Annotated in this window: 27 protein-coding genes; 11 read left to right on the top strand and 16 right to left on the bottom strand. The window is 35.8% G+C overall.

Features of this window, described 5'->3' with window-relative positions; all coding sequences use genetic code 11:
- Nucleotides 1-9: 9 nt before the first annotated feature.
- On the bottom strand, nucleotides 10-324 hold the full coding sequence (locus ACQKOG_RS08255) for a YtxH domain-containing protein (protein WP_370082234.1): 315 nt from the start codon (nucleotides 322-324) through the stop codon (nucleotides 10-12).
- Nucleotides 317-892: a MarR family winged helix-turn-helix transcriptional regulator gene (locus tag ACQKOG_RS08250; protein WP_402868891.1), complete on the bottom strand. Its 576-nt coding sequence runs from the start codon at nucleotides 890-892 to the stop codon at nucleotides 317-319. Before ACQKOG_RS08250 ends, ACQKOG_RS08255 begins: the two co-directional genes overlap by 8 nt.
- A 357-nt stretch (nucleotides 893-1,249) precedes the next feature.
- On the opposite strand from ACQKOG_RS08250, the gene ACQKOG_RS08245 reads away from it, so the two are divergent.
- The 6 genes from ACQKOG_RS08245 (at nucleotide 1,250) to ACQKOG_RS08220 (ending at nucleotide 6,103) form a co-directional block, all read left to right on the top strand.
- The gene (locus ACQKOG_RS08245; RefSeq protein WP_370082238.1) at nucleotides 1,250-1,624 is read left to right on the top strand and encodes a DUF2085 domain-containing protein; all 375 of its coding nucleotides are present in this window, start codon (nucleotides 1,250-1,252) and stop codon (nucleotides 1,622-1,624) included.
- A gap of 11 nt (nucleotides 1,625-1,635) precedes the next feature.
- Entirely contained in the window at nucleotides 1,636-2,043 is a 408-nt protein-coding gene (locus ACQKOG_RS08240) for a zinc ribbon domain-containing protein (protein WP_370082240.1), read from the top strand.
- Nucleotides 2,044-2,064: 21 nt separating this feature from the next.
- Complete coding sequence (locus ACQKOG_RS08235) at nucleotides 2,065-2,367, top strand: zinc-ribbon domain-containing protein (protein WP_370082242.1); 303 nt, start codon at nucleotides 2,065-2,067, stop codon at nucleotides 2,365-2,367.
- Between the two features lie 216 nt (nucleotides 2,368-2,583).
- Nucleotides 2,584-4,338, top strand: a complete 1,755-nt coding sequence (locus ACQKOG_RS08230; protein ID WP_427445939.1) for an ABC transporter ATP-binding protein — start codon at nucleotides 2,584-2,586, stop codon at nucleotides 4,336-4,338.
- Nucleotides 4,339-4,355: 17 nt separating this feature from the next.
- The gene (locus ACQKOG_RS08225) at nucleotides 4,356-5,033 is read left to right on the top strand and encodes a response regulator transcription factor (RefSeq protein WP_370082246.1); all 678 of its coding nucleotides are present in this window, start codon (nucleotides 4,356-4,358) and stop codon (nucleotides 5,031-5,033) included.
- On the top strand, nucleotides 5,030-6,103 hold the full coding sequence (locus ACQKOG_RS08220) for a HAMP domain-containing sensor histidine kinase (RefSeq protein WP_402868882.1): 1,074 nt from the start codon (nucleotides 5,030-5,032) through the stop codon (nucleotides 6,101-6,103). The genes ACQKOG_RS08225 and ACQKOG_RS08220 overlap by 4 nt, the downstream gene beginning before the upstream one ends.
- Before the next feature lie 42 nt (nucleotides 6,104-6,145).
- Here the strand turns inward: ACQKOG_RS08220 and ACQKOG_RS08215 are convergent, their stop codons facing one another.
- Complete coding sequence (locus ACQKOG_RS08215; protein WP_370082250.1) at nucleotides 6,146-6,733, bottom strand: NAD(P)H-dependent oxidoreductase; 588 nt, start codon at nucleotides 6,731-6,733, stop codon at nucleotides 6,146-6,148.
- Nucleotides 6,734-6,854: 121 nt separating this feature from the next.
- On the opposite strand from ACQKOG_RS08215, the gene ACQKOG_RS08210 reads away from it, so the two are divergent.
- Nucleotides 6,855-7,292, top strand: coding sequence for a MarR family winged helix-turn-helix transcriptional regulator (locus ACQKOG_RS08210; RefSeq protein ID WP_370082252.1), 438 nt, complete (start codon nucleotides 6,855-6,857; stop codon nucleotides 7,290-7,292).
- Nucleotides 7,293-7,336: 44 nt separating this feature from the next.
- Here the strand turns inward: ACQKOG_RS08210 and ACQKOG_RS08205 are convergent, their stop codons facing one another.
- Genes ACQKOG_RS08205 through ACQKOG_RS08195 form a run of 3 tightly spaced genes read right to left on the bottom strand, consistent with a single transcriptional unit; the run spans nucleotide 7,337 to nucleotide 8,617 of the window.
- Nucleotides 7,337-7,741, bottom strand: coding sequence for a GNAT family N-acetyltransferase (locus ACQKOG_RS08205; protein WP_427445935.1), 405 nt, complete (start codon nucleotides 7,739-7,741; stop codon nucleotides 7,337-7,339).
- Nucleotides 7,742-7,752: 11 nt separating this feature from the next.
- Complete coding sequence (locus ACQKOG_RS08200; protein WP_402868931.1) at nucleotides 7,753-7,980, bottom strand: GNAT family N-acetyltransferase; 228 nt, start codon at nucleotides 7,978-7,980, stop codon at nucleotides 7,753-7,755.
- A gap of 16 nt (nucleotides 7,981-7,996) precedes the next feature.
- The gene (locus tag ACQKOG_RS08195; protein WP_402868877.1) at nucleotides 7,997-8,617 is read right to left on the bottom strand and encodes a Clp protease N-terminal domain-containing protein; all 621 of its coding nucleotides are present in this window, start codon (nucleotides 8,615-8,617) and stop codon (nucleotides 7,997-7,999) included.
- Nucleotides 8,618-8,845: 228 nt separating this feature from the next.
- On the opposite strand from ACQKOG_RS08195, the gene ACQKOG_RS08190 reads away from it, so the two are divergent.
- Nucleotides 8,846-9,610, top strand: coding sequence for a YqcI/YcgG family protein (locus ACQKOG_RS08190; RefSeq protein ID WP_402868875.1), 765 nt, complete (start codon nucleotides 8,846-8,848; stop codon nucleotides 9,608-9,610).
- Nucleotides 9,611-9,807: 197 nt separating this feature from the next.
- On the opposite strand, the gene ACQKOG_RS08185 is transcribed toward ACQKOG_RS08190, so the two are convergent.
- Together ACQKOG_RS08185 and ACQKOG_RS08180 are read right to left on the bottom strand one after the other, a co-directional pair.
- The gene (locus ACQKOG_RS08185) at nucleotides 9,808-11,133 is read right to left on the bottom strand and encodes an amino acid permease (RefSeq protein WP_402868873.1); all 1,326 of its coding nucleotides are present in this window, start codon (nucleotides 11,131-11,133) and stop codon (nucleotides 9,808-9,810) included.
- Nucleotides 11,134-11,158: 25 nt separating this feature from the next.
- Nucleotides 11,159-12,094, bottom strand: a complete 936-nt coding sequence (locus ACQKOG_RS08180) for an arginine deiminase family protein (protein WP_402868871.1) — start codon at nucleotides 12,092-12,094, stop codon at nucleotides 11,159-11,161.
- 142 nt (nucleotides 12,095-12,236) lie between these two features.
- On the opposite strand from ACQKOG_RS08180, the gene ACQKOG_RS08175 reads away from it, so the two are divergent.
- Nucleotides 12,237-12,683 carry an NUDIX hydrolase gene (locus tag ACQKOG_RS08175; protein WP_370082769.1) on the top strand — a complete coding sequence of 149 codons (447 nt, stop codon included), beginning with the start codon at nucleotides 12,237-12,239 and terminating at the stop codon, nucleotides 12,681-12,683.
- A gap of 105 nt (nucleotides 12,684-12,788) precedes the next feature.
- On the opposite strand, the gene ACQKOG_RS08170 is transcribed toward ACQKOG_RS08175, so the two are convergent.
- The 8 genes from ACQKOG_RS08170 to ACQKOG_RS08135 all read right to left on the bottom strand — a co-directional run bounded on the left by ACQKOG_RS08170 (nucleotide 12,789) and on the right by ACQKOG_RS08135 (nucleotide 18,641).
- Nucleotides 12,789-13,016: a transcriptional regulator SplA domain-containing protein gene (locus ACQKOG_RS08170; protein WP_402868869.1), complete on the bottom strand. Its 228-nt coding sequence runs from the start codon at nucleotides 13,014-13,016 to the stop codon at nucleotides 12,789-12,791.
- Between the two features lie 456 nt (nucleotides 13,017-13,472).
- A complete protein-coding gene (locus tag ACQKOG_RS08165; RefSeq protein WP_402868867.1) occupies nucleotides 13,473-13,982 on the bottom strand; it encodes a QueT transporter family protein in 510 nt (169 codons plus the stop codon).
- Nucleotides 13,983-14,134: 152 nt separating this feature from the next.
- Nucleotides 14,135-14,890, bottom strand: coding sequence for a 3-oxoacyl-ACP reductase (locus ACQKOG_RS08160; protein WP_370082763.1), 756 nt, complete (start codon nucleotides 14,888-14,890; stop codon nucleotides 14,135-14,137).
- Between the two features lie 55 nt (nucleotides 14,891-14,945).
- The gene (locus ACQKOG_RS08155; protein ID WP_142508321.1) at nucleotides 14,946-15,167 is read right to left on the bottom strand and encodes a DUF2829 domain-containing protein; all 222 of its coding nucleotides are present in this window, start codon (nucleotides 15,165-15,167) and stop codon (nucleotides 14,946-14,948) included.
- A 187-nt stretch (nucleotides 15,168-15,354) separates the two neighbouring features.
- Nucleotides 15,355-16,221, bottom strand: coding sequence for a GNAT family N-acetyltransferase (locus tag ACQKOG_RS08150; protein WP_370082761.1), 867 nt, complete (start codon nucleotides 16,219-16,221; stop codon nucleotides 15,355-15,357).
- A 20-nt stretch (nucleotides 16,222-16,241) separates the two neighbouring features.
- A complete protein-coding gene (locus tag ACQKOG_RS08145; RefSeq protein WP_370082759.1) occupies nucleotides 16,242-16,805 on the bottom strand; it encodes a histidine phosphatase family protein in 564 nt (187 codons plus the stop codon).
- Between the two features lie 370 nt (nucleotides 16,806-17,175).
- On the bottom strand, nucleotides 17,176-17,877 hold the full coding sequence (locus ACQKOG_RS08140; protein ID WP_370082757.1) for a M23 family metallopeptidase: 702 nt from the start codon (nucleotides 17,875-17,877) through the stop codon (nucleotides 17,176-17,178).
- A gap of 137 nt (nucleotides 17,878-18,014) precedes the next feature.
- Complete coding sequence (locus tag ACQKOG_RS08135; protein WP_370082755.1) at nucleotides 18,015-18,641, bottom strand: TetR/AcrR family transcriptional regulator; 627 nt, start codon at nucleotides 18,639-18,641, stop codon at nucleotides 18,015-18,017.
- Nucleotides 18,642-18,805: 164 nt separating this feature from the next.
- Here ACQKOG_RS08135 and ACQKOG_RS08130 point away from each other — a divergent pair, with 164 nt between their 5' ends.
- Nucleotides 18,806-19,258: a hypothetical protein gene (locus ACQKOG_RS08130; RefSeq protein ID WP_427445929.1), complete on the top strand. Its 453-nt coding sequence runs from the start codon at nucleotides 18,806-18,808 to the stop codon at nucleotides 19,256-19,258.
- A gap of 14 nt (nucleotides 19,259-19,272) precedes the next feature.
- Nucleotides 19,273-19,473 carry a hypothetical protein gene (locus tag ACQKOG_RS08125; RefSeq protein ID WP_427445927.1) on the top strand — a complete coding sequence of 67 codons (201 nt, stop codon included), beginning with the start codon at nucleotides 19,273-19,275 and terminating at the stop codon, nucleotides 19,471-19,473.
- Nucleotides 19,474-19,550 lie beyond the last annotated feature (77 nt).

Below are 19,550 nucleotides of genomic sequence, written 5' to 3'. Positions count from 1 at the left end.
CCCCTTCCTTTAACATTCATGACCCTTTTGAAAGTGTAGAAATTGTATTGTAAGAAGAAAGACATTACTAAAAATACTTATCGTACTTAACCAAATGAGCCACTCCATTTGCGTACTCCAAGACATTATTAGCAATAAGAACCCCACGATAATGGATACATAATTTCCAGTACGACTAATTTTTGAAATCCGATAAAATTTTTCCTTAACCTCATACGCAGATTTCTTTATTTTACGTTTCATAAGATAAACTTTTTCTGTTAACTTCTGCTTAGTATCTTTTGCTTTTTGAGGATAAAAAAATGGTGTATCTCCTTTAATCATGGCGTTCTTCATCTCCATATCGTCGTTTTAATAACTCAGTTAAAACTCGCTCTTGGAAGTCCGAAATCCGTTCTGGTTCCTCAATCTCCATATTTACCGTTTCTTCATACCCATCTAGTTCCTCACCATCAAAACGGTAAAGTTTTTGCAATAACTTCCACAATGTTTCAATTTCCTCAGTTTTAAAGTCTTTAAAGATATCTGCTAAAAAGTAAGTAGACTTCTCCGAACAAACAATCAAAGCTTTTTTTCCCTCTGAAGTAATCTCGACATTGATCGATCTTTTATCTAATTTACTTGGTATCGTTTGGACATATCCTTTTTTCACAAGACTCGTTATTAACTTATTCGCAGTTTGCTTAGTTGTCCCAAGCTTTTTAGCGATATTTACGAGCGTTGTATTTTCTACTGGTAAATGGGCAATGGCAATAAGAGCCATATGCTGTCTCGAAGTTAATACCTCTAAATATTCATCTCCTCTTATTTGAACTTTATTGACAACTGAAAACAATGTCGCATAACTTTGCTGCATAAAATGCAATTCCTTCAATAAAAGATTTAAATCCATATGTAGCACCTCTCTATTTAGTCACCATGTTTACCAAATGATACATAACGGTTCCCAAGAAGTCAACATGGTGACTTTTATACCTTTCAAATAGAATGAGATACCACACCAGTAGACCGACTGTCGGTTTATAATATTATATGATATCCCTCCAAAAAAAGGAACTTATTTTAAACATTCTTCTTGATAAATCCAGGAAATTTTCCATAGGAATAAATCCCTATCTATTCAATCATTTTATACCATTTCATACTAAATTATGTTAAAATTAATTTTTATCATTCCAATATTCCTTTTTATAGTATATTATATTCGTTGTTTCCTTTTATTGAAAAACTTGATTAAATAGGTGATTTCGTGAATCGATATTTTCAATTTTTGTTCCTTTGCCATAGATTACCAAGCCGATCTTTTTTTTATAGAGGTGTTCAATTTCCGATTTGCGCACGTTGCACAGGAATTTGTATTGGATATGTAATTGGCATTATATTGGCGTTATTTAAAGTTTTACCTTTTTTTTATGCTCTTATTTTAACAATTCCTATGATTATAGACGGAACGGGACAATTATTTAATAAATGGCTTAGTACTAACTATCGGCGATTAGTAACAGGAATACTCGGTGGAATAGGTATTGTTTTTATGATTTTACACGCCGCTCTCTTATTTTGGAATCTAACTATTTATCTCTATAAAAAAGGAGAATATATTGGTTCATTAATTTTTAACTAAGGAGACTGAAAATGTTTTGTACCTATTGTGCATCCAATCTATCAGAACAGGCAGAAATTTGCCCAAATTGTGGTGTTAGAAAATTCAAAGTACATAATTACTGCCAGAATTGTGGGAATGAATTAAATGCTTTACAAGAAATGTGTACTTCATGCGGTATTATTTTAAAAAAATCTCCAAAGGGTACTCATCCATTAGTTCCTGCATTACTTACATTTCTAATACCTGGTGTAGGCCAAATCATTAATAATCAAATGGGGAAGGGATTTCTTTGCTTATTTATATCTACAATAATTATTTTTTTCATTCCTTTTCCTTTAGGATTCATTTTTGTTGGTTTACCCATTTTAATTGATGCTTATTTAATCGGGAAAAAAAACAATGAAGGAAAAACAGTAGGAAAATGGGAATTCTTTTAATTTTAGGAGGTATAATTTAATATGTTTTGTCCACACTGTAATGAAGAAATTGCGGCACAAGCAGAAATTTGTCCAAAATGTGGTGTTCGTGTAAATAATACAAACCCCGAGGATAAACCAAATATAGCTATTAACATCCTTTCTTTTTGTTGTGTACCGCTCTTAGGGATTATTATGTACTTTGTATGGAAAGATGAAAAGCCTAAAGCAGCTAAATCCGCTTTAATATGGGGGCTGATTGCAATCGCTGTATATGTAGTAATAATGCTCTTATTTGGAATATTAGGGTTTGTACTTGGTTCTGTTGACGAGTATAATTATTAAAAAGAGGCTTGGTCTTAGCTATCGAAACTTTAAAAAGCGCGAGAAATCAATTTTAAAACATTGATTTCTCGCGTTTTTCTGATGTGGAATTTTTTATGTTCCTGCCACCTATCCTCATCACCTTCTCATTTCATATTCAGTTCATAAAGACATGCTATAGTTAGTAACATAAAAGATTCATATTTTATTGTTGATGAATTCGAAGGAGGATTTATTTTGCAGGAGGCTTCAAAAGATACGACAAAACTGAAGGATTGGCGGCGCTTTGTTCGCTTAGTCAAACAGGCTGAGCCACCAATATGGCTTTTAATTATTGCATTAATAATGAGTTTAGCAACTACGGGCGTAGGCTTTATCGTTCCGTTATTTACAAAAAAATTAGTCGATGGCTTTTCATTAGCATCCCTTGATTATTGGCAAATACTTTTATTAGGGATTGCTTTTATCGCGCAGGCTATTGCGGGTGGACTTTCCATTTATTATTTAAACCGTGTCGGACATCATGTTGTCGCGAAATTACGAGATCAGCTTTGGAGAAAGCTACTTCACTTACCAATTCCTTATTATGATGAGAACGATACAGGCGAAACATTAAGTCGTGTTACGAATGACACAGCTGTTGTCAAGGATCTCATTACGGAACATCTTGCGAACTGTTTATCAGGCGTTATTTCTATTATTGGATCGACCATCATTCTATTAATCTTAGACTGGAAAATGACCTTAGTCATGCTGATTGCTGTTCCGCTTGCTATGGTTATTTTAATGCTGTTAGGAAGACGAATGTTTGTCATTTCAAAAGGAATGCAAGATGAGACAGCAAAATTTACGGCTGTGCTCAATCAAGTTTTACCTGAAACGCGCTTAGTAAAAGCTTCAAATGCCGAGAATATTGAATATGAGCGTGGCAAGAAAGGCATTACAAACCTCTTTACGTTTGGTTTAAAAGAGTCTAAAATCCATGCTCTTATTTCGCCTCTCATTTCGTTTGTATTAATGTCAGTTCTTGTGGCTATTATTGGTTATGGCGGTGTACGAGTTTCTTCAGGAGAGCTTACAGCTGGCGACATGGTGGCATTTATTTTATATTTAATCCAAATCATCATGCCGATGACCCAATTAACAATGTTCTTTACACAGCTACAAAAAGCAATGGGTGCTACTGAGCGAATTAGTGCATTACTTGAGCATGAGGAAGAAAATATTTTCGAAGGAAACACATTAGAAAAAGTGGATCAACCGATTTATGTAAAAAATGTTGACTTTGCATATGGAGAAGACCTAATTTTATCGAATATTAATTTTACCATTGAACCAGGTAAAGTTACCGCCATCGTCGGACCTAGTGGCGGAGGAAAAACAACAACATTTTCTCTGTTAGAAAGATATTATCAGCCTACTAACGGAAGTATTACACTTGGAGAAACCCCTATCAACACGTACTCCCTACATTCTTGGAGAAGCCAAATCGGCTACGTTGCTCAGGAGAGTGCGCTGCTATCTGGAACGATTCGTGAAAATATTTGCTATGGCATTGACAGAGAAGTGCAGGATGAAGAGCTTGATAGAGTTGCTAAAATGGCCTATGCCGATCAATTTATTAATGAATTACCAGAGCAATTTGATACAGCGGTAGGAGAACGTGGCATTAAGCTTTCTGGCGGTCAACGACAACGAATTTCTATCGCTAGAGCTCTTTTGCGTGACCCTCAAATATTAATGCTAGATGAAGCAACATCTAGTCTAGATAGTAAATCGGAAATCTATGTTCAAAAAGCATTAGATAATTTAATGCAAGGTAGAACAACGCTTGTAATTGCACACCGCCTTTCTACAGTAGTAGATGCAGATCAAATACTTTTTGTGGAGAAAGGACATATTACGGGCAGTGGCACTCATGATACTCTATTTGAGACTCATGATATGTATCGAGAGTTTGCCAAGCAACAATTACGTATTAAAGAGGAATAACGAAGGGATTTGTTAGCATGACAAAACTATTAATTGTAGATGATGATGCGCATATTCGGGAATTAGTTAAGGTATTTTTACAAAATGAAGGTTTAGAGGTAATTGAAGCTACGGACGGTGTGGATGCACTGTCCAAATTGGATTCCGATAAGGTGGATATGATTATTATGGATATTATGATGCCAAATATGGATGGCTGGGAATTATGCGAAGAAATTCGTTCATTTAATGATAATCTACCAATCTTAATGTTAACCGCAAAGGGAGAAACCTCGCAAAAGGTAAAGGGTTTTCATCTTGGGACAGATGATTATCTTGTTAAACCATTTGAGCCTGCAGAGCTGATCGTCCGTGTGAAATCAATACTTAAAAGATACCATATTTCCCTATCTCAACTTGTGGAAGCCGGCAATATTAAGTTAAATCGTAATACACATGAAGTCTTGTATAGCGGTGAATCTTTAACACTTCGTTTAAAGGAATTTGAACTATTATTTACGTTAGCAAGCTATGCTGGAAAAACTTTTTCACGTGAACAGCTAATCGAAGAAATTTGGGGATACGACTATGAAGGTGATGAACGAACAGTCGATGTTCACATTAAAAGACTTCGTCAACGTTTCCCTCAAGAAACAAGCGGATTTTCTATTCGTACAATTCGCGGCCTAGGCTATCGATTGGAACTTGTTTCATGAGAAGACTAAAAAATTTTTTAAAGCTTTTTTTAACTTTAATGCTTCTTCTTATCATTAGCATCGTCTTTGCCTTTATTTCCTACCACATAACGTCCTGGATTTATGATTGGTTAGGCAAACATCCACAAGGTTTCTGGCTTCAATTATGGACCGTAGTTGGTGTTTTTGTTCTCTTTGCTTGCTCAGTCATCATCACCTTTTTAATTGGGCTAAAAAGACAACGGAACTATTGGAATACGATTGTAGATGCATTAAGCCGGATTGCTAAAGGTGATTTTTCTGTCAAATTAGATCTGAAAGCAGATGACGAAGATCAATTTGGTCAATTAATACATGGCATCAACCATATGGCAGTCGAATTAGGTGAAATGGAAAGAATGCGCCAAGAATTTATTTCGAATGTATCTCATGAAATTCAGTCGCCTCTAACATCTATTAACGGCTTTGCTAAAGCATTGAAAAACATAGACCTCCCAGAGGATAAGCGACAGCATTATTTAACAATCATTGAGATGGAAAGTAATCGACTATCAAAAATTAGTGACAATTTACTAAAGCTAACGTCGTTAGAATCACAACACCACCCCTTCGAGCCAAGGCATTACCGACTTGATAAGCAATTGCGTAATGTCGTACTATCGCTAGAACCAAATTGGTTAGCTAAAAATATCGACATGGATATGCAATTAGAAAATATTTCGCTAATGGCGGATGAAGATTTAATGAATCAAGTATGGATGAATTTACTAAGCAACAGCATTAAATTCACGCCAACTACTGGCACTATTACAATATCAATGACAAAACAAATGGACACGATCACTATTGCCATTCGTGATAATGGTATCGGTTTAACAACGGAACAACAAAAGCATGTATTTGAGCGATTTTATAAGGCTGACCAATCAAGGACGGCTGAGAATGGCGGCAGTGGTTTAGGACTATCTATTGTGAAAAAAATCATCGATATGCATAACGGAACCATTACTGTTGAAAGCAAGCTTGCTGAATATACAACGTTTTTTGTAACACTGCCAGTAGAAATAGATCAGACTCGTGCAAACGAATAGAAGATTCAATCTTCGTCCGCACGAGTCTATTAGGCAGATGAACTAGTAAGCTATTTTTCTAAAATATTGATAAACTTTTTCGAGTCTTCTGCTTTGTCTCCCCTTCCCACTCTCCATGTTGCCAAATTCAAAAAACTTCACTTGTTTAATGCCAACAAAATTAAATAACGCTCTTTTCATTAATATTTTATGAGCATTATTTAGCCATAATAGTGGATATTTTGTTGGCCCCTTCATTGTCGAAATACACACCACTGATTTTCCTTTAAGAAGCCCCTCAGGAAATAGTCCTTTTTTATCTTTATAAGCAAAATTGGCCGAAAACAATTGATCAATATACCCTAGAAGCATTGCTGGTGGCCTTCCCCACCATATCGGATAAACAAAAACGATTTTATCAGCCCACCTAATTTGTTCTCGATATTTCTCAAGTTTTGGATCACGAAACATATCACGACGGCGTTTATGTTCATGGAATACTAAAAGCGGATCAAATTGCTCCTCGTATAAGTCTAGTACTTGAATATCCCTTATGAAAGGATTGTCATTACAGCCCTTCTTAACCTCCTGTAAAAAAGCATAATTCAAACTTTTATGATTGGGATATGTATAAATAATTAATGTGTTCATCATGCACCTTCCATTACTTATCATTTGATAACTAAATAATAAACCGCCTGATTTTAGTTGTCAAATGATAATTGTTTTAAGATAAGTTTTTTGTTATCTTGTCAATAAGAGGTGGTCACGTTTGGACAAAAAAGAATTATTTAATCAGTTTGTAGCATTTACAACAGCGGTACATCAAGTAACACATGAACTAACTCAAAACGTTAAAATCGATAATATTACACCTGTACAATATAAAATTCTAGAATATATAAAAGTAAGCCAACCAGTTACGCCTACTGAAATTAGTGATTGTCAGCATATGTCCTTACCAAATACAAGTCGTGAATTACGGAAATTACAGGAAAGAAAGTTAATTAAAAAAATTAACGATACCGAAGATCGTAGAAAGCACTATGTTTGCCTTACAGAAGATGGAGAAAAAGTAATGGAGAAAGCATTTGCCTGTATAGAAGAGCGTTTTCAACAGCTTATTCAACATGCATCTAAAAAAGACTTAGATGACATTCATCATGCATTAAACATTCTTGACCAAAAGGTTTTTAATCCAAAATCATAAAAAACCTGCATTGCTTTTCATTAGGAAAAGCAATGCAGGTTTTTTCATTGTTTATTAAATTGACATAGAAAGCGTTCTACACCTGGGTATTTCTCTCCTAGGCTAGTTACGAAAAAACCATAGCGTCGATAAAAATCTACGGCCTCATAATCTGTTTCAGCAACAATTGATGGGTACTTACTTGCTATAAAATTAATCATTTTACTCCCAATGTTTTTTCCTCTTTGATCAGCTAATACAGCAATATGCTTAATCTCGCACTCTGATAAGCTGATTTGTTCTATACCAATACAACCAGCAATTTCACCTTCGAATTCAATGCTATACAATGTCCTATTCGATAAAAGTATATATTTTTCATACTCTTGTTGAACTTTTTCATCCGAAGTTGCAAAAGAAAGTAGTTTTCTAATAGCTGGAGAAATAGTTTTTGCTTGAACTATATTCATAACTTACCTCCTTAAATGTTGGAAGCAGGAATGACAACAGCATGACAAGCTTTTTCATAAAATTCAATTGGACCTGCTCCTCCTATAATTGCATATTCATATCCAATTTCGTGCATATCTTTTAAACAATGATGGAGGAGGGAATATCCTATCCCCTTTACTCGATTAGATTTCGCTACACCCATTGGGCCAAAATAACATTTTTTATTTTGATAAACGTCAAATCCAGCAAATCCAATAAGATCTCCCTTACTATCAAAAGCTACATAGATGGAAGGCGCAGTACTTAAAAATGCACTTTTTAATTGTTTCTGACCACTCTTGCGAAAAATGACTTTCTACAAAATGAATTAGCTTGTTTTTATCATCGCGATTGACTCTACGAATATTACTATAAATCAAATCTGGGAAATTGTAATTGTGAAGATGAGCAACCATATCCCGCGAAGTCGTACCAAGTTTTAAAATCATTTTCTTGTCTTTTTCTGAAACGAATTCCTCAAGCATATTCGCCTTTATTATTGCTTTAAGTAAGTGTCCTTCATTTATATAAACCTGGTTATAGTTTTGCATATAACAAGTGGCTTGTTCCAATACTGTTAAAACATCATTTGTTATTGGAACATTAAATAAAGTATGGCTCGTAACCTTCTTGTCTGATTTTGTATTAAGTTCATTAACCAAATTTCTTATAGAAGCTTCATCTATAGTACATTTTAATACAATTTCGCCAAGGACCCCCTCTTTTTCTTTTAAAGAAGCAAGTAAAAAATGAATAGGCTGTAACACTTTATGTTGTGAAGAGGTAGCTTCTTTTTCTGCATTCTTGAAGATTCTTAGCATACGATTTGTTAATTTTATATTAGATGAATTCATTTGCCCCTCATCCCTTCGTTTTATCTGACCTTAATGATCGAGCTATATGTAATTTTTAATTGTCAGAACTTTATCTTATCATTAATCATTTTTTCTATAAATAAAATTTGAACTACTTCGTGGGGATCCCCTTTGCTTTTTCCATTTATAGATCATTAATGCCTATACATCGTCACCCATTTGCTTTTTCTTTAATAGAATAAGGATGTATAGAAGGAGGAGACATAAGTGGAAGTAGCGGTGTTAGACAGGAAGTGGATAGAAGAACATTTTGTAACACTTCCATTATGGCAACAGTCAGCATATACCGACTTCGCTGCCATGGTTGCAGATGAAGCAAATACGTTTCCCTGTATTCCAGCTAGAAAAGGTTTTTTATCGAACGAGCTTCGCTATAGTTTTATCGGAGATCCACGAGAGGAGCAATCGATAAAGACGTTAGCACGATGCTTAAAGGAATATGATAAGTGCGCTAAAACGTTTGGTAAATATACAACACATACCATTTTCTTCAAAACCCCTAATGATATGCATAAAAATTTCGATGTTGAAGATTACAGAAATTTATTTTGGTCTGTTTTAAACAATTTGACGAAATTCGATGATATCGATTGGCCAAAGGAAATTCCAACCGATCCAGCGCAGCATGAATGGGAATTTTGTTTTAACGGTGAGCCTTATTTTGTGTCTTGTGCAACGCCCGCACATAAATTGCGCAAGAGTCGTAATTTTTCTACTTTATTAATGGCCTTTCAGCCACGCTGGATATTTGAAGAAATGAACGACTCTACTGTCTTTGGTCGAAAGTTAAAGAAGCTTATTCGTCAACGTATTAACGAATACGATGCTATTCCAGCTCATAGTGATTTAAAATGGTATGGGCAAGAAGGTAGTTATGAATGGAAGCAGTATTTTTTAAGTGATGATAATAGTAGTGCATCGAAATGTCCTTTTTTACGAATGCAACATTCTCTGCAGAACAAAGAACAATAATCAATTATGCCTCGGTATTATTGTGTCTGAATTGGCTTTGTGCTAGCACAAAGCACTCCTTTCCGATTCCGTGCCATCCGCCGGAGGCTTTGGGCCAACAGATGTTTTTTGCGCGAAAGCGAAGCGTCAGCAGCATGATGTTTTTTGCGCGAAAGCGTAGCGACAGGTACAGATGTTTGGACACCCGCTGAAAGAAGTTAAACATGCTTACCGTGTTTTTGCCTTTTCATGACAATCCAAGTCGCAATTCCTATGATGATGATAAAAAGCAGGCTCACGAAAAAACCGAGTCTGCTTGTTTTTTCTCCTAACGTCCCAGACACCGTCACTACAATGAGCAACATCCCGATACTATTCTTCACATGCTCCCACTTTGACAGCTCCATTAGCTTTCTATATGTCACTAATATAAAGAGCCAGTTATAAATTAGCATTAAGCCTGCCGCTGTAACCAAATATTCAAAAATCTTTTCTGGCATAAGAAAGCCTATAACAATAGTGATGATTAAACCACTAGCTAAAAAAAGAAATGCAGGAAATGGAATCTTCATCTTCCCTTTTTTCGCCAAAGCCGTTGGAGCATCATGATCCTCTGCCAATGTAATGAGAATCGTTATAACCGCATATAAAGAGGCGACCATTGTTGAAAAACCTGCAATAATTAACACGCCATTAAAAATGTCTGCAAAAAAAGGAATGTGATAGCCATTAAGCGCTGTAATAAATGGGCTTTCCTCAATATTAAAGTCCTTCCAAGAAACAAGCGTCAAAGCAAGCATAATAGCCATTATAAAAATGACAGTTATAGTAATAATCATGACTTTTCCAGCTTTCGGTGCTTCTTTAGGATTTTTTAAATCAATGACCATTAATCCCATAACTTCAATCCCACCAAATGCATAAAAGGCATATAGCAGCCCAAGCCATAGTCCTTTCACACCTTGTGAGAAAAATTCTTCATAATTTGCATGCAGTGAATCGAGTGTCGTTGATTCCGAATTAAATCCTTTTATTAGTAAGACAACCGCTACTATAATAAACATCACAACCGCTGCTGCCTTTAACGCACCAAAAATATTTTGAAATTTTTCAAAGCCCTTCATACCCGTAAGAATAACAGCTAATCCAAGTGCAGCATAAATAGACGCAGCAACCCATAATGGAAGCGTTGGAAACCACAGTTTTGTGAAAATACCAAGCGCCGTCAATTGGCTACCCATAATGAGCATCTCAGAAATCAAGTAAATCCAGCCATTACTAAATCCTGCCCAATTGCCAAAAGCTTGCTTTGCATAAGTACGGAATGAACCCTTATCTGGATTATCAACTGACATCTTAACAAGAGCATCATAGACAATATACGTAGCAATTGCCGCTAACAAAAAAGGAATCACAACAGCAGGACCACTTTTATGAATGGCCATACTTGTCCCAAGAAAAAATCCTGTTCCTAGTGTACAACCTATACCGAGAAGAGAAAGCTGCCACCAAGACAACCTCCCTTTACTTGTTTTAGATGTCATTTTGATCAACCCTCCTGCCTTTTTGCTACTTTCTTAACAATGGCAATGTCATGCAACGAATGCCACCACCGCCTTTTTCAAGCTCTGTGACATCAATTTCTATCAAATTCTTCTTTTGCAATAGTGGATGCTTCGTCCATTGCTGCTTCGTTGCTTGCTTACTAATTAACAGTGTTTCGGGATTAAGATTGATAAAATTAATATCAGGGATTGTGTTATATTTTTCAAGCCAGTAAACGTCAAAGCCATGGTGATTTAAAAATTGCTCAGTCATTTCAAAACGATTTGTTTCAGCTGTGAATACATGAACAGGAAAATAACGCATAAAGTTTTTAGCTATTAGCATATTAGCGTTCGTCACATTACAATTCATATCTAAATGAAGTGTATCGGAGCGTCTTGGCAAATCAATGATCGCAATTTCCGAAAATCCTTCTTGGAAGATACGATCCTTGATACTTTCCACAGCCTCTAATGTTGTTCTCATCCCAATATTAATAAGTACGGCATCTTTATTTAAAATCAGCACGTCTCCACATTCTAAAGCAGTCGAAGGTTGTTTAACTTTTAAATTTTTTTCTGGAAACCACTTTACTAATAATGAGTGTGCATGTGGATACTCTGGACGCCTTAGCGAACTACCTGCCTCTCCAAGGAAAATACTATTTCCTATAACACAGGCAAGATCGCGTACAAAGTATCTATTAATAAGCTGCTCACTTACTGTTTTCTGATCAGTTGTTAGCTCTTTCGAATAATCAATAACATGGACACCCGCATTTTCTAGTGTTGTCTTAAATTCCATAAAATTCTCCATTGCTTTAACATGATTAACAGTAGCATCCCATCCTACATTTTCAGCTATTGTTAAATCTGGTACATCTAATTTTGAAGGTGCACAAAGCATAACAACCTTAAGTTCTTCATGCTCCGACCAACAATTCGGTTGAAATGAGTCCATATTGTATTCTCCCCTTCTTCATTCCTATCACTGTTAGCGTTACCACCAAGATTGGGATTATACAAATTAAAGGAGGATTTTTTTGTTATTTAGATAATTCATATATATAAGTATAAAAACAATTAAAGAAATGAGTGTAACTATGGAATATTATAAATTTTTAAGACAATATGTAGGACACCAACCCATCATTTTACCTGGTTCAGTTGTATTAATTCTTAATAACGCAAATGAAGTGTTATTACAAAAAAGATACGATGGAGGTTGGGGTCTTCCAGGTGGTTTAATGGAATTAGGAGAAAGCTTAGAAGATACCGCAAAAAGAGAAGTGTTAGAAGAAACAGGATTGGTTATAGCGGACCTAAAGTTATTAGATATTTTTTCTGGTCCAGAGTATTATCTTAAAGTTCCGAATGGGGATGAATTTTACTCAGTTACGGCAGTCTATTATACAAGAAATGTTAAAGGCAATTTAGTTATTGATTATAAAGAATCAGAGACAATGCAATATTTCTCACTATTAAATTTACCGGATGGATTAGATAGCAGATATATTGAACCATATATAACGCAGTTAGTTATAGAATAAGATTTAGAGAGAAAACTTATTACGTCTTCTCTCATTATAGTGTTGAAAATGCACTTTTTAATGTAGGAAAATCAATGCTAATGAACTACTTATTGTAAGCCTCTATCAATGAAAATATTGGTGATAAGCTTGCTCAGCATCCATTTCTCTAGTAAATATTAACATATCGTTTGTTAGTGGATAATACGAATCAAAGAGAAGTAGCCCCAGTTCATTTGGATTATCAGGATTGTTCACCACTGCCGCTTCCTGTATGTTTACTACTTGCTGAATAGATGGATGTTGATAAAAAATGAAAACTATATCCCCTGCACTATATTGCTTTTGCTTCATTCCATCACCTTCCTAAGCCTTTCCATTAGTTTGGTGTAAGAAGATGTTAAATATAATCAATTTTTGATTTCTCATATAGATTTTATTTAAATGCAGAAATTTCATGGTTATGGGAGCTTATCTGTTTGGAATGGAAATGTTCTTGGTGCAACACTTATAGGCAACGGGGCAAGAACATTATAAACTAGTTGATCGTGTTGGTAATAATCTCGCTCACGGTGCTGGCTTGTGGGATCAATTAGCGATAGTCTTCCTGTCAATGTTGGTTAGCCGATAATTCGTGTTAGTGAAATGAGGAAGAGAGGGGGATTAATTAAATCTGATAAAGTAGAAAAGGATTTATTGAGCGAGTGAGGCTTCCCAAAATGTTCATACCACAACTAATTGCAGGCCAGTTTCTCTTATAAAATCAAAAAAGCAAGTCACCTTTTAATGATGACTTGCTTTCTCTTCAATTTATTTCGTCAAATCAATTTTTTTATTTAATAAATAAATAGTCATACCACCAACAGTCATGGATAGCAATTCTCCAACACCTACTGTAAACCAGGTTGCCCAAAACGGAAGATCATAGAGAATTGTTAATTGTCCTGCAACGGTGAACATTGATATAGCAAAAATCAATGCAGTTATAACCATCTTCACAATATCATTTGTTATATTTTTCGTTACTCTTCGGCAAAGAATTAAAACGAGAAATGTCGCAATTCCACCAATAGGTACATCTAATATCCACGTTGGTGACATGAAATTTGCGAGTACTACTCCTAGAGTCACTGCTAACACATAGCGCTTATTGTATAGGGCCAGGTAGTTAAACATCTCCGATAAGCGTAGTTGAACTGCCCCAAAACTAATAACTGACAATAAAACAGTTACAGCCACATATAAAGCTGCAACAAGTGCCGTCTTTGTAAGTTCGGTTACAGAAGTACGGCTAGAATCTTTTACAATAGATGTATTCAATTTTATTCTCCTTTGTAAAATAGCACATCCGCTATTTTAGTAATAACTACGGCCAAAGGAAGAGAGCTTTTGCCCTATCTGAAGTGCCGCAGTGCAAGCTAAATTTTTGCTTACTTGCGTATTATAGCAGAAGAATATCTTATAGAACAATACTATTTCGTCAGCCAGCCGCCATCAATCGGCATAACAGCTCCATGAATATAATCAGCTGCTGAACTTGCTAAATAAAGTGTTAAACTTGCCACTTCACTTGGTTGAGCCCAGCGTCCAGCAGGCGTTTCATCGGCGACCCATTTTGCAATTGCACCGTCACCTTCAAAATCCGCTTTGTTCATCGGTGTTTGAATGGCTCCCGGTGCAATGGCGTTGGCACGAATTCCTGCACGACAATAATCTAAGTCTAACTGCTTCGTATAGCCAACAATTGCATGTTTAGACGCTGTATATGCCGCACCTCCACCGCCGGCAACAAGTCCAGCAATAGATGCCATATTAACGATTGTTCCAGATTTTCGTTTAACCATATGGGGTAATATCGTATTTGTCACAAAATAAGTACCTTTTACATTGGTATTCATAATTTTATCCCAAAGCGCCTCATCTGTATCAAGCGTTTTAGCAAAGCCATCTAAAACGCCTGCGGTATTTAATAAAATATCTACTTGCTTAAATATAGAAATCGCAGCTTCAAATGCGTGCTCTACATCGTTCTTATTACATACACTACCTACTGTATAGGCAAATAGTTCAGGAAATTGGTTATGTAGATTTACTAACCCTTGCTCATCTAAATCAAACCCGAATACACTCGCCCCATTTTCTAAAAATGCAATAGCTTGGGCTTGACCAATACCTGAAGCAGCCCCCGTTACAAATACCGTTTTACCGTTATATTCTTCAAACTTCATATATATCTCTCCCCAAAAAACAAAGAAACCACCTCATTTGAGATGGCTCTTTCGATTAATTGACAATTACCCAATCTTCCGCTAATAAATCACAAACTGTCGGTGTGAACATTGTATAACCCTCACCACGTACATTAATTAAAAAATAAGGATTCAAAGCCTCGCCATCATGTTCGCTTTGTCCAACAAGCTTCACATACAATTCGGCACCGCCCCAACCTTTACGAATTACTTTTTCTCCCGCTTTTAAGCGTGGTAATATCTCTTCAAACGTCATTAAAATTCATCCTTTATTTACATTCTTTATCGGATTAGTATACTGGAATTCTTGAATGTTGACAACCTGTTAAAACTAGCCCTCAAGTAAAACCGTATAAAGTAGTTGTTGCCCATTAATGTCAGCAATGATTGGAAAAAATCTCTGTTCCACTTTCTCCAGCCTAACGTTGACTTTTAAACCATCCCTAATTTTCTCTACTCATCTCGCAAACATATTTTTTCATTTGCACTTGCTCTGTCTTAACCTCAAGCCCATTTTCCATCAAATAGCTCGCCGCCGGATTGCTTGCTAAAAAGTTAACTGTGGCTAAATTTACTTTATGATTTGTAATGCTTGCGATAAAGTGTGGAATATGTTCCACATTGCCATTCTCCAATAACTCTAATTGATAAAGTACTATGTGGTTAATGGCTCCATCCTGATCCCATACTATTTTATATAACATATAGCCAAGCGCTTCATTATTCTCGTTGTAAAAAACTTTAGCTTCACCTTGTTTATTACTTTGCCAGCTACATTGCCAAGGAACATCTTCCTGATAAAAAGATAAATATGGAAGCTGTTCTGGCCGAATTGTTTCCACATGAATTGCGACTTGCCCCTCTACTTTTGCTTCATATTCGCCACTTAAAAATAACAATTGATTAGTAATTGTATAGCCATACTTCTCATATAACGCAATTGCTACTTTATTCTCTTTTATAGCTTCAAGCGTTGCAACCTCCACCTTCTCTCTTTCATAGATGGCGGTTGTTTCTTCCATTAAAACACGAGAAACACCTTTACCACGATAGTCTGGAGAGATACCTGTTCCGCCATTCCATGAGGTTTTCTTACCATTTATTTGTCTGAAGCCATTTAATACAATACCCACAGGATTATTATGATCAAATGCGACAATTGAAAGCTCTGGCGATAGTCCTTCTCCAACGAGTCGGTTTAAAAACATCTCTTCATTCATTTCTATTTGTACAAAATACCCCTCAAAGCCTTTATTCCAAGTTTTTAAAGTTTCCTCTAAAGTGCATTGTGAGACCGTTTTTATGTCCATACTTTTCTCCCATCCCTAGCTTAATTAGAGCTACTACCTAAAAGTGGTAGATCTTCTAAAGTTAATTTTTTTATTATTTCATACCCATTTCCAGGACCTTTTGGCTTAATAATAACCATTCCCATATTAGAAATATTCCCTAATCCAACACCTTCGGGAAAGCTATGGGCAACAATCACTTGATTCGTACCCTGTGGTGGCTCTCTTTCTAACATCGATTGTAGATTTGATAATATATTTGTTTTTTCAACGATTGGAATGTTTCCACCCAATTTATAAATTTCATATCCAAGTGGATCAATTTGGATATAGGAATAAGGAAATGCGAGCTGTGCCGTTTCAATTGTACGACAAAAAGGACTTACGACAATCGGTGAACTGATCGGGATTTGTAAATAGCGAAGCATTTGTCCAAAGTAAATTGCCTCCCTTCGCCCAACTTCAGACAAATTTCTTTGAGTATAACAATCTTGAAAATTTAAATTTAGCTGATCTACCCCGACAGTTGCTTGGCCATGCCTCGCATACAAAACAAATCCACCCTTTTTCAATAAAGAAAGGATTGATTTATCCAAATATTTCATCTCCTCTTAATAGAGTACCATTTTGATTATTATTAATATATGAAATGAATTGCTCAAAAAATGTAAAAATGAAAGTTGAAAATGCTTTTCACATAGTGAATGAGTTACTTCACCAGTAGAGCAGCTAATTTAGTCTGCAATTCCTTTATTTCGCCGGATGAACTTCTATTTTAGCCGCTAAACCCCTTTACTTCGCCGCTAAAACTCCCACTTTAGCCACTAAACCCCTTTACTTCGCCGCTAAAACTCCCTATTTAGCCGTTTGCCGTAAGGGGGAAACTTTGTTATATGGGTACCGTCAGGAAAATGCGAATTTACAACGCTAAGCCCATTTTCCTGACGGTACCTCTTATGCAGTTTTAATTTAATCCTATTCATCAGATTTTTGAAATCTTATTCTATCCTTATTTGTTGGAATTCCATTATTTACTTTTTCCCATTTGCCATTTTTAAATAATTCGTATTGTTCAAAAGCAAAAGGCAATCCGTGTGCAGTAGTGATGTCACTACTATCCATAAGTTGAAAATGCAAATGCGGAGCAAAGGAGTTACCTGAATGACCAACTCTAGCAATTACTTCACCTTTTTTTACACTCTGACCAACTGAAACCTGAATTGCCCCTGTTTGAAGATGGACTAATGCAGCATATACATTGTCGCCACATTCTATAATGATGTAGTTGCCAGCAACTGATTGTATGTCGTCTTTCTTCGGGTCAAAATAATGAGCATTTTTATAAGCGTTAGACATATCTGAAAGCAATTTTGTTCGTGGTCGTTCTTTATAACCATCCTCTGCTTGGACAATAACCCCATCGCAAGGAGCATATACCTCTTGCCCCCAACAATAATATTCATCTAAGGGGACCCCAAAAAGTAGATAATGCGCCAAACTAACGCGATAGGCGGGCCAGCCCTTTCTTTCCCAATCCACTTGTATAAAGTCATAAGCATATCTTGATGCTAATTTGTTTGTGCCGTGACTCGGAATTTTTGTACCTGGAGTGTTAGGAGAGTGCCATTCTCCTCTCAAAGGAAACTCTACAATTATCGGCTCACGCGCATCAATCATCTCATATCCCTCCCCCGTCGATTCTTTACCTACATTATTGAAAATGACTAGTGCTACAAGGGGAAGTCCCAGTACAATACAGACACGTGCAGTCAACCGTTTTTTTCGTGTTGAACGCACATTTCCCAACCCCTTATTCATTTAATTTTGTAGAATACTTTTCTAAGTTCATCAAAATATCCATCAAGTTTTTCAACAACGAGTTCATAGTTTAAAGACTGCGATTCTGAATTTCTAATATCATCTAATATTTCATTAGTAAATCCAATATTAGACCAAAGTATAAACTGCTTGCACTTTTCTATATCCAACCCTTTTCTAAACTTATCTTCATCTATTTCATCAAATAATTTAGGATAACAGCTTGAATGTTCTTTGTTTGTTCTATTTTCAAGTTCCTCATTAACCTCGTTGGAATTAGTAGTTCCTGAAAGTTTATTAAACTCTAAAATCCAAGGGGACTTTTCCGATAGTTTAATTTGCAAAAGATATGATTGACGCAATCTGTCAAAAATATCTTTCGTATCATAATTCATCAATTCAAAATATTCTTTTTTAATTAGGTCAGAGAAGTAATCATACACAACAAGAAATAGCTCCTGCTTGCTACTGACATAGTGGAACATAAGGGCTTTAGAAATTCCGGCTTCTTTTGCTATTACATTTGTTGAAGCGTTGTCATACCCCTGTGATGAAAATTCTTTTAACGCTGCATTTAGAATTGCGTTCCTTCTTTGAGAGTCTAAATCTAATAACTTTGTCAACATTCGTCACTCCTTTATAAGAAACATGATTAACCTATTAGGTCAATTCCGTTTTAAGGTTATTTACCTAAAAGGTCAACGAATGTGTTAGTTCAACAAGAATTACACAATTTTATTATTAAATTTTGAATGCAAACAACTTTTAAGAGCCTTATTACAATAAAATGAAATACACGACTTTAGTGATTCCAGCGATCATTTCGGAGGAGCAATCCGTCACTTCGGAGGTTCTTTCCATTAATTCAGAGATTCTATCCATGATTTCGGACGTTCTATCCATGATTTCGGATGTTCTATCCATCATTTCGAAGGTTCTATCCACGATTTGGGGCGTTCTATCCATCATTCCGAATAAACTATCCACGACTTGGGGCGTTCTATCCATCATTCCAAAGGTTCTATCCATGACTTCGGACGTTCTATCCATCTTTTCGAAGGTTCTATCCACGACTTGGGGCGTTCTATCCATCTTTTTGAAGGTTCAATCCATGATTTGGGGCGTTCTATCCATCTTTTCGAGGGTTCTATCCACGATTTGGAGCGTTCTATCCATCATTTCGAGGGTTCTATTCACGACTTTAGTGATTCTAGAAGATATCAAGAAGATAATGCTATAAAGGAATATATGCATATGACGAATGAACATAAAGATCCATCTAAGGGCTTGGAGCCGTTCAAAGATTATACTGAGTTTGAAGATTATGTTTTAAAACGGATGGCGGATGAATTAGGAACAACACAGCTAGAAGGAGAAGATTCAATTAGAGCAATTACTAAATTTTTATCAAAGATTGAGGAGGAACATAAAGACTATTTAGAGAGTGTTGCTTAGAAATGCGTGCGTGTAATAATTGCAAATAAAGCCGTCCAATCCGACGACTTTATTTGCATTACTTTAACACTTGACTT

This window comes from Lysinibacillus sp. NPDC093216, from assembly GCF_050280325.1.
In the GTDB taxonomy this organism is placed as follows: domain Bacteria; phylum Bacillota; class Bacilli; order Bacillales_A; family Planococcaceae; genus Lysinibacillus.
Note: the sequence above shows the minus strand (reverse complement) of the source record. Positions and strands in the feature narration are given on the sequence as shown.

Coding starts and splice junctions, on each gene's coding strand:
- ACQKOG_RS08255 (WP_370082234.1), bottom strand. CDS start 324: ATGATTAAAGGAGATACACCATTTTTTTATCCTCAAAAAGCAAAAGAT.
- ACQKOG_RS08250 (WP_402868891.1), bottom strand. CDS start 892: ATGGATTTAAATCTTTTATTGAAGGAATTGCATTTTATGCAGCAAAGT.
- ACQKOG_RS08240 (WP_370082240.1), top strand. CDS start 1,636: ATGTTTTGTACCTATTGTGCATCCAATCTATCAGAACAGGCAGAAATT.
- ACQKOG_RS08235 (WP_370082242.1), top strand. CDS start 2,065: ATGTTTTGTCCACACTGTAATGAAGAAATTGCGGCACAAGCAGAAATT.
- ACQKOG_RS08225 (WP_370082246.1), top strand. CDS start 4,356: ATGACAAAACTATTAATTGTAGATGATGATGCGCATATTCGGGAATTA.
- ACQKOG_RS08220 (WP_402868882.1), top strand. CDS start 5,030: ATGAGAAGACTAAAAAATTTTTTAAAGCTTTTTTTAACTTTAATGCTT.
- ACQKOG_RS08215 (WP_370082250.1), bottom strand. CDS start 6,733: ATGAACACATTAATTATTTATACATATCCCAATCATAAAAGTTTGAAT.
- ACQKOG_RS08205 (WP_427445935.1), bottom strand. CDS start 7,741: ATGAATATAGTTCAAGCAAAAACTATTTCTCCAGCTATTAGAAAACTA.
- ACQKOG_RS08195 (WP_402868877.1), bottom strand. CDS start 8,617: ATGAATTCATCTAATATAAAATTAACAAATCGTATGCTAAGAATCTTC.
- ACQKOG_RS08185 (WP_402868873.1), bottom strand. CDS start 11,133: ATGACATCTAAAACAAGTAAAGGGAGGTTGTCTTGGTGGCAGCTTTCT.
- ACQKOG_RS08180 (WP_402868871.1), bottom strand. CDS start 12,094: ATGGACTCATTTCAACCGAATTGTTGGTCGGAGCATGAAGAACTTAAG.
- ACQKOG_RS08175 (WP_370082769.1), top strand. CDS start 12,237: ATGGAATATTATAAATTTTTAAGACAATATGTAGGACACCAACCCATC.
- ACQKOG_RS08170 (WP_402868869.1), bottom strand. CDS start 13,016: ATGAAGCAAAAGCAATATAGTGCAGGGGATATAGTTTTCATTTTTTAT.
- ACQKOG_RS08160 (WP_370082763.1), bottom strand. CDS start 14,890: ATGAAGTTTGAAGAATATAACGGTAAAACGGTATTTGTAACGGGGGCT.
- ACQKOG_RS08155 (WP_142508321.1), bottom strand. CDS start 15,167: ATGACGTTTGAAGAGATATTACCACGCTTAAAAGCGGGAGAAAAAGTA.
- ACQKOG_RS08150 (WP_370082761.1), bottom strand. CDS start 16,221: ATGGACATAAAAACGGTCTCACAATGCACTTTAGAGGAAACTTTAAAA.
- ACQKOG_RS08145 (WP_370082759.1), bottom strand. CDS start 16,805: ATGAAATATTTGGATAAATCAATCCTTTCTTTATTGAAAAAGGGTGGA.
- ACQKOG_RS08140 (WP_370082757.1), bottom strand. CDS start 17,877: ATGATTGATGCGCGTGAGCCGATAATTGTAGAGTTTCCTTTGAGAGGA.
- ACQKOG_RS08130 (WP_427445929.1), top strand. CDS start 18,806: ATGAAATACACGACTTTAGTGATTCCAGCGATCATTTCGGAGGAGCAA.
- ACQKOG_RS08125 (WP_427445927.1), top strand. CDS start 19,273: ATGACGAATGAACATAAAGATCCATCTAAGGGCTTGGAGCCGTTCAAA.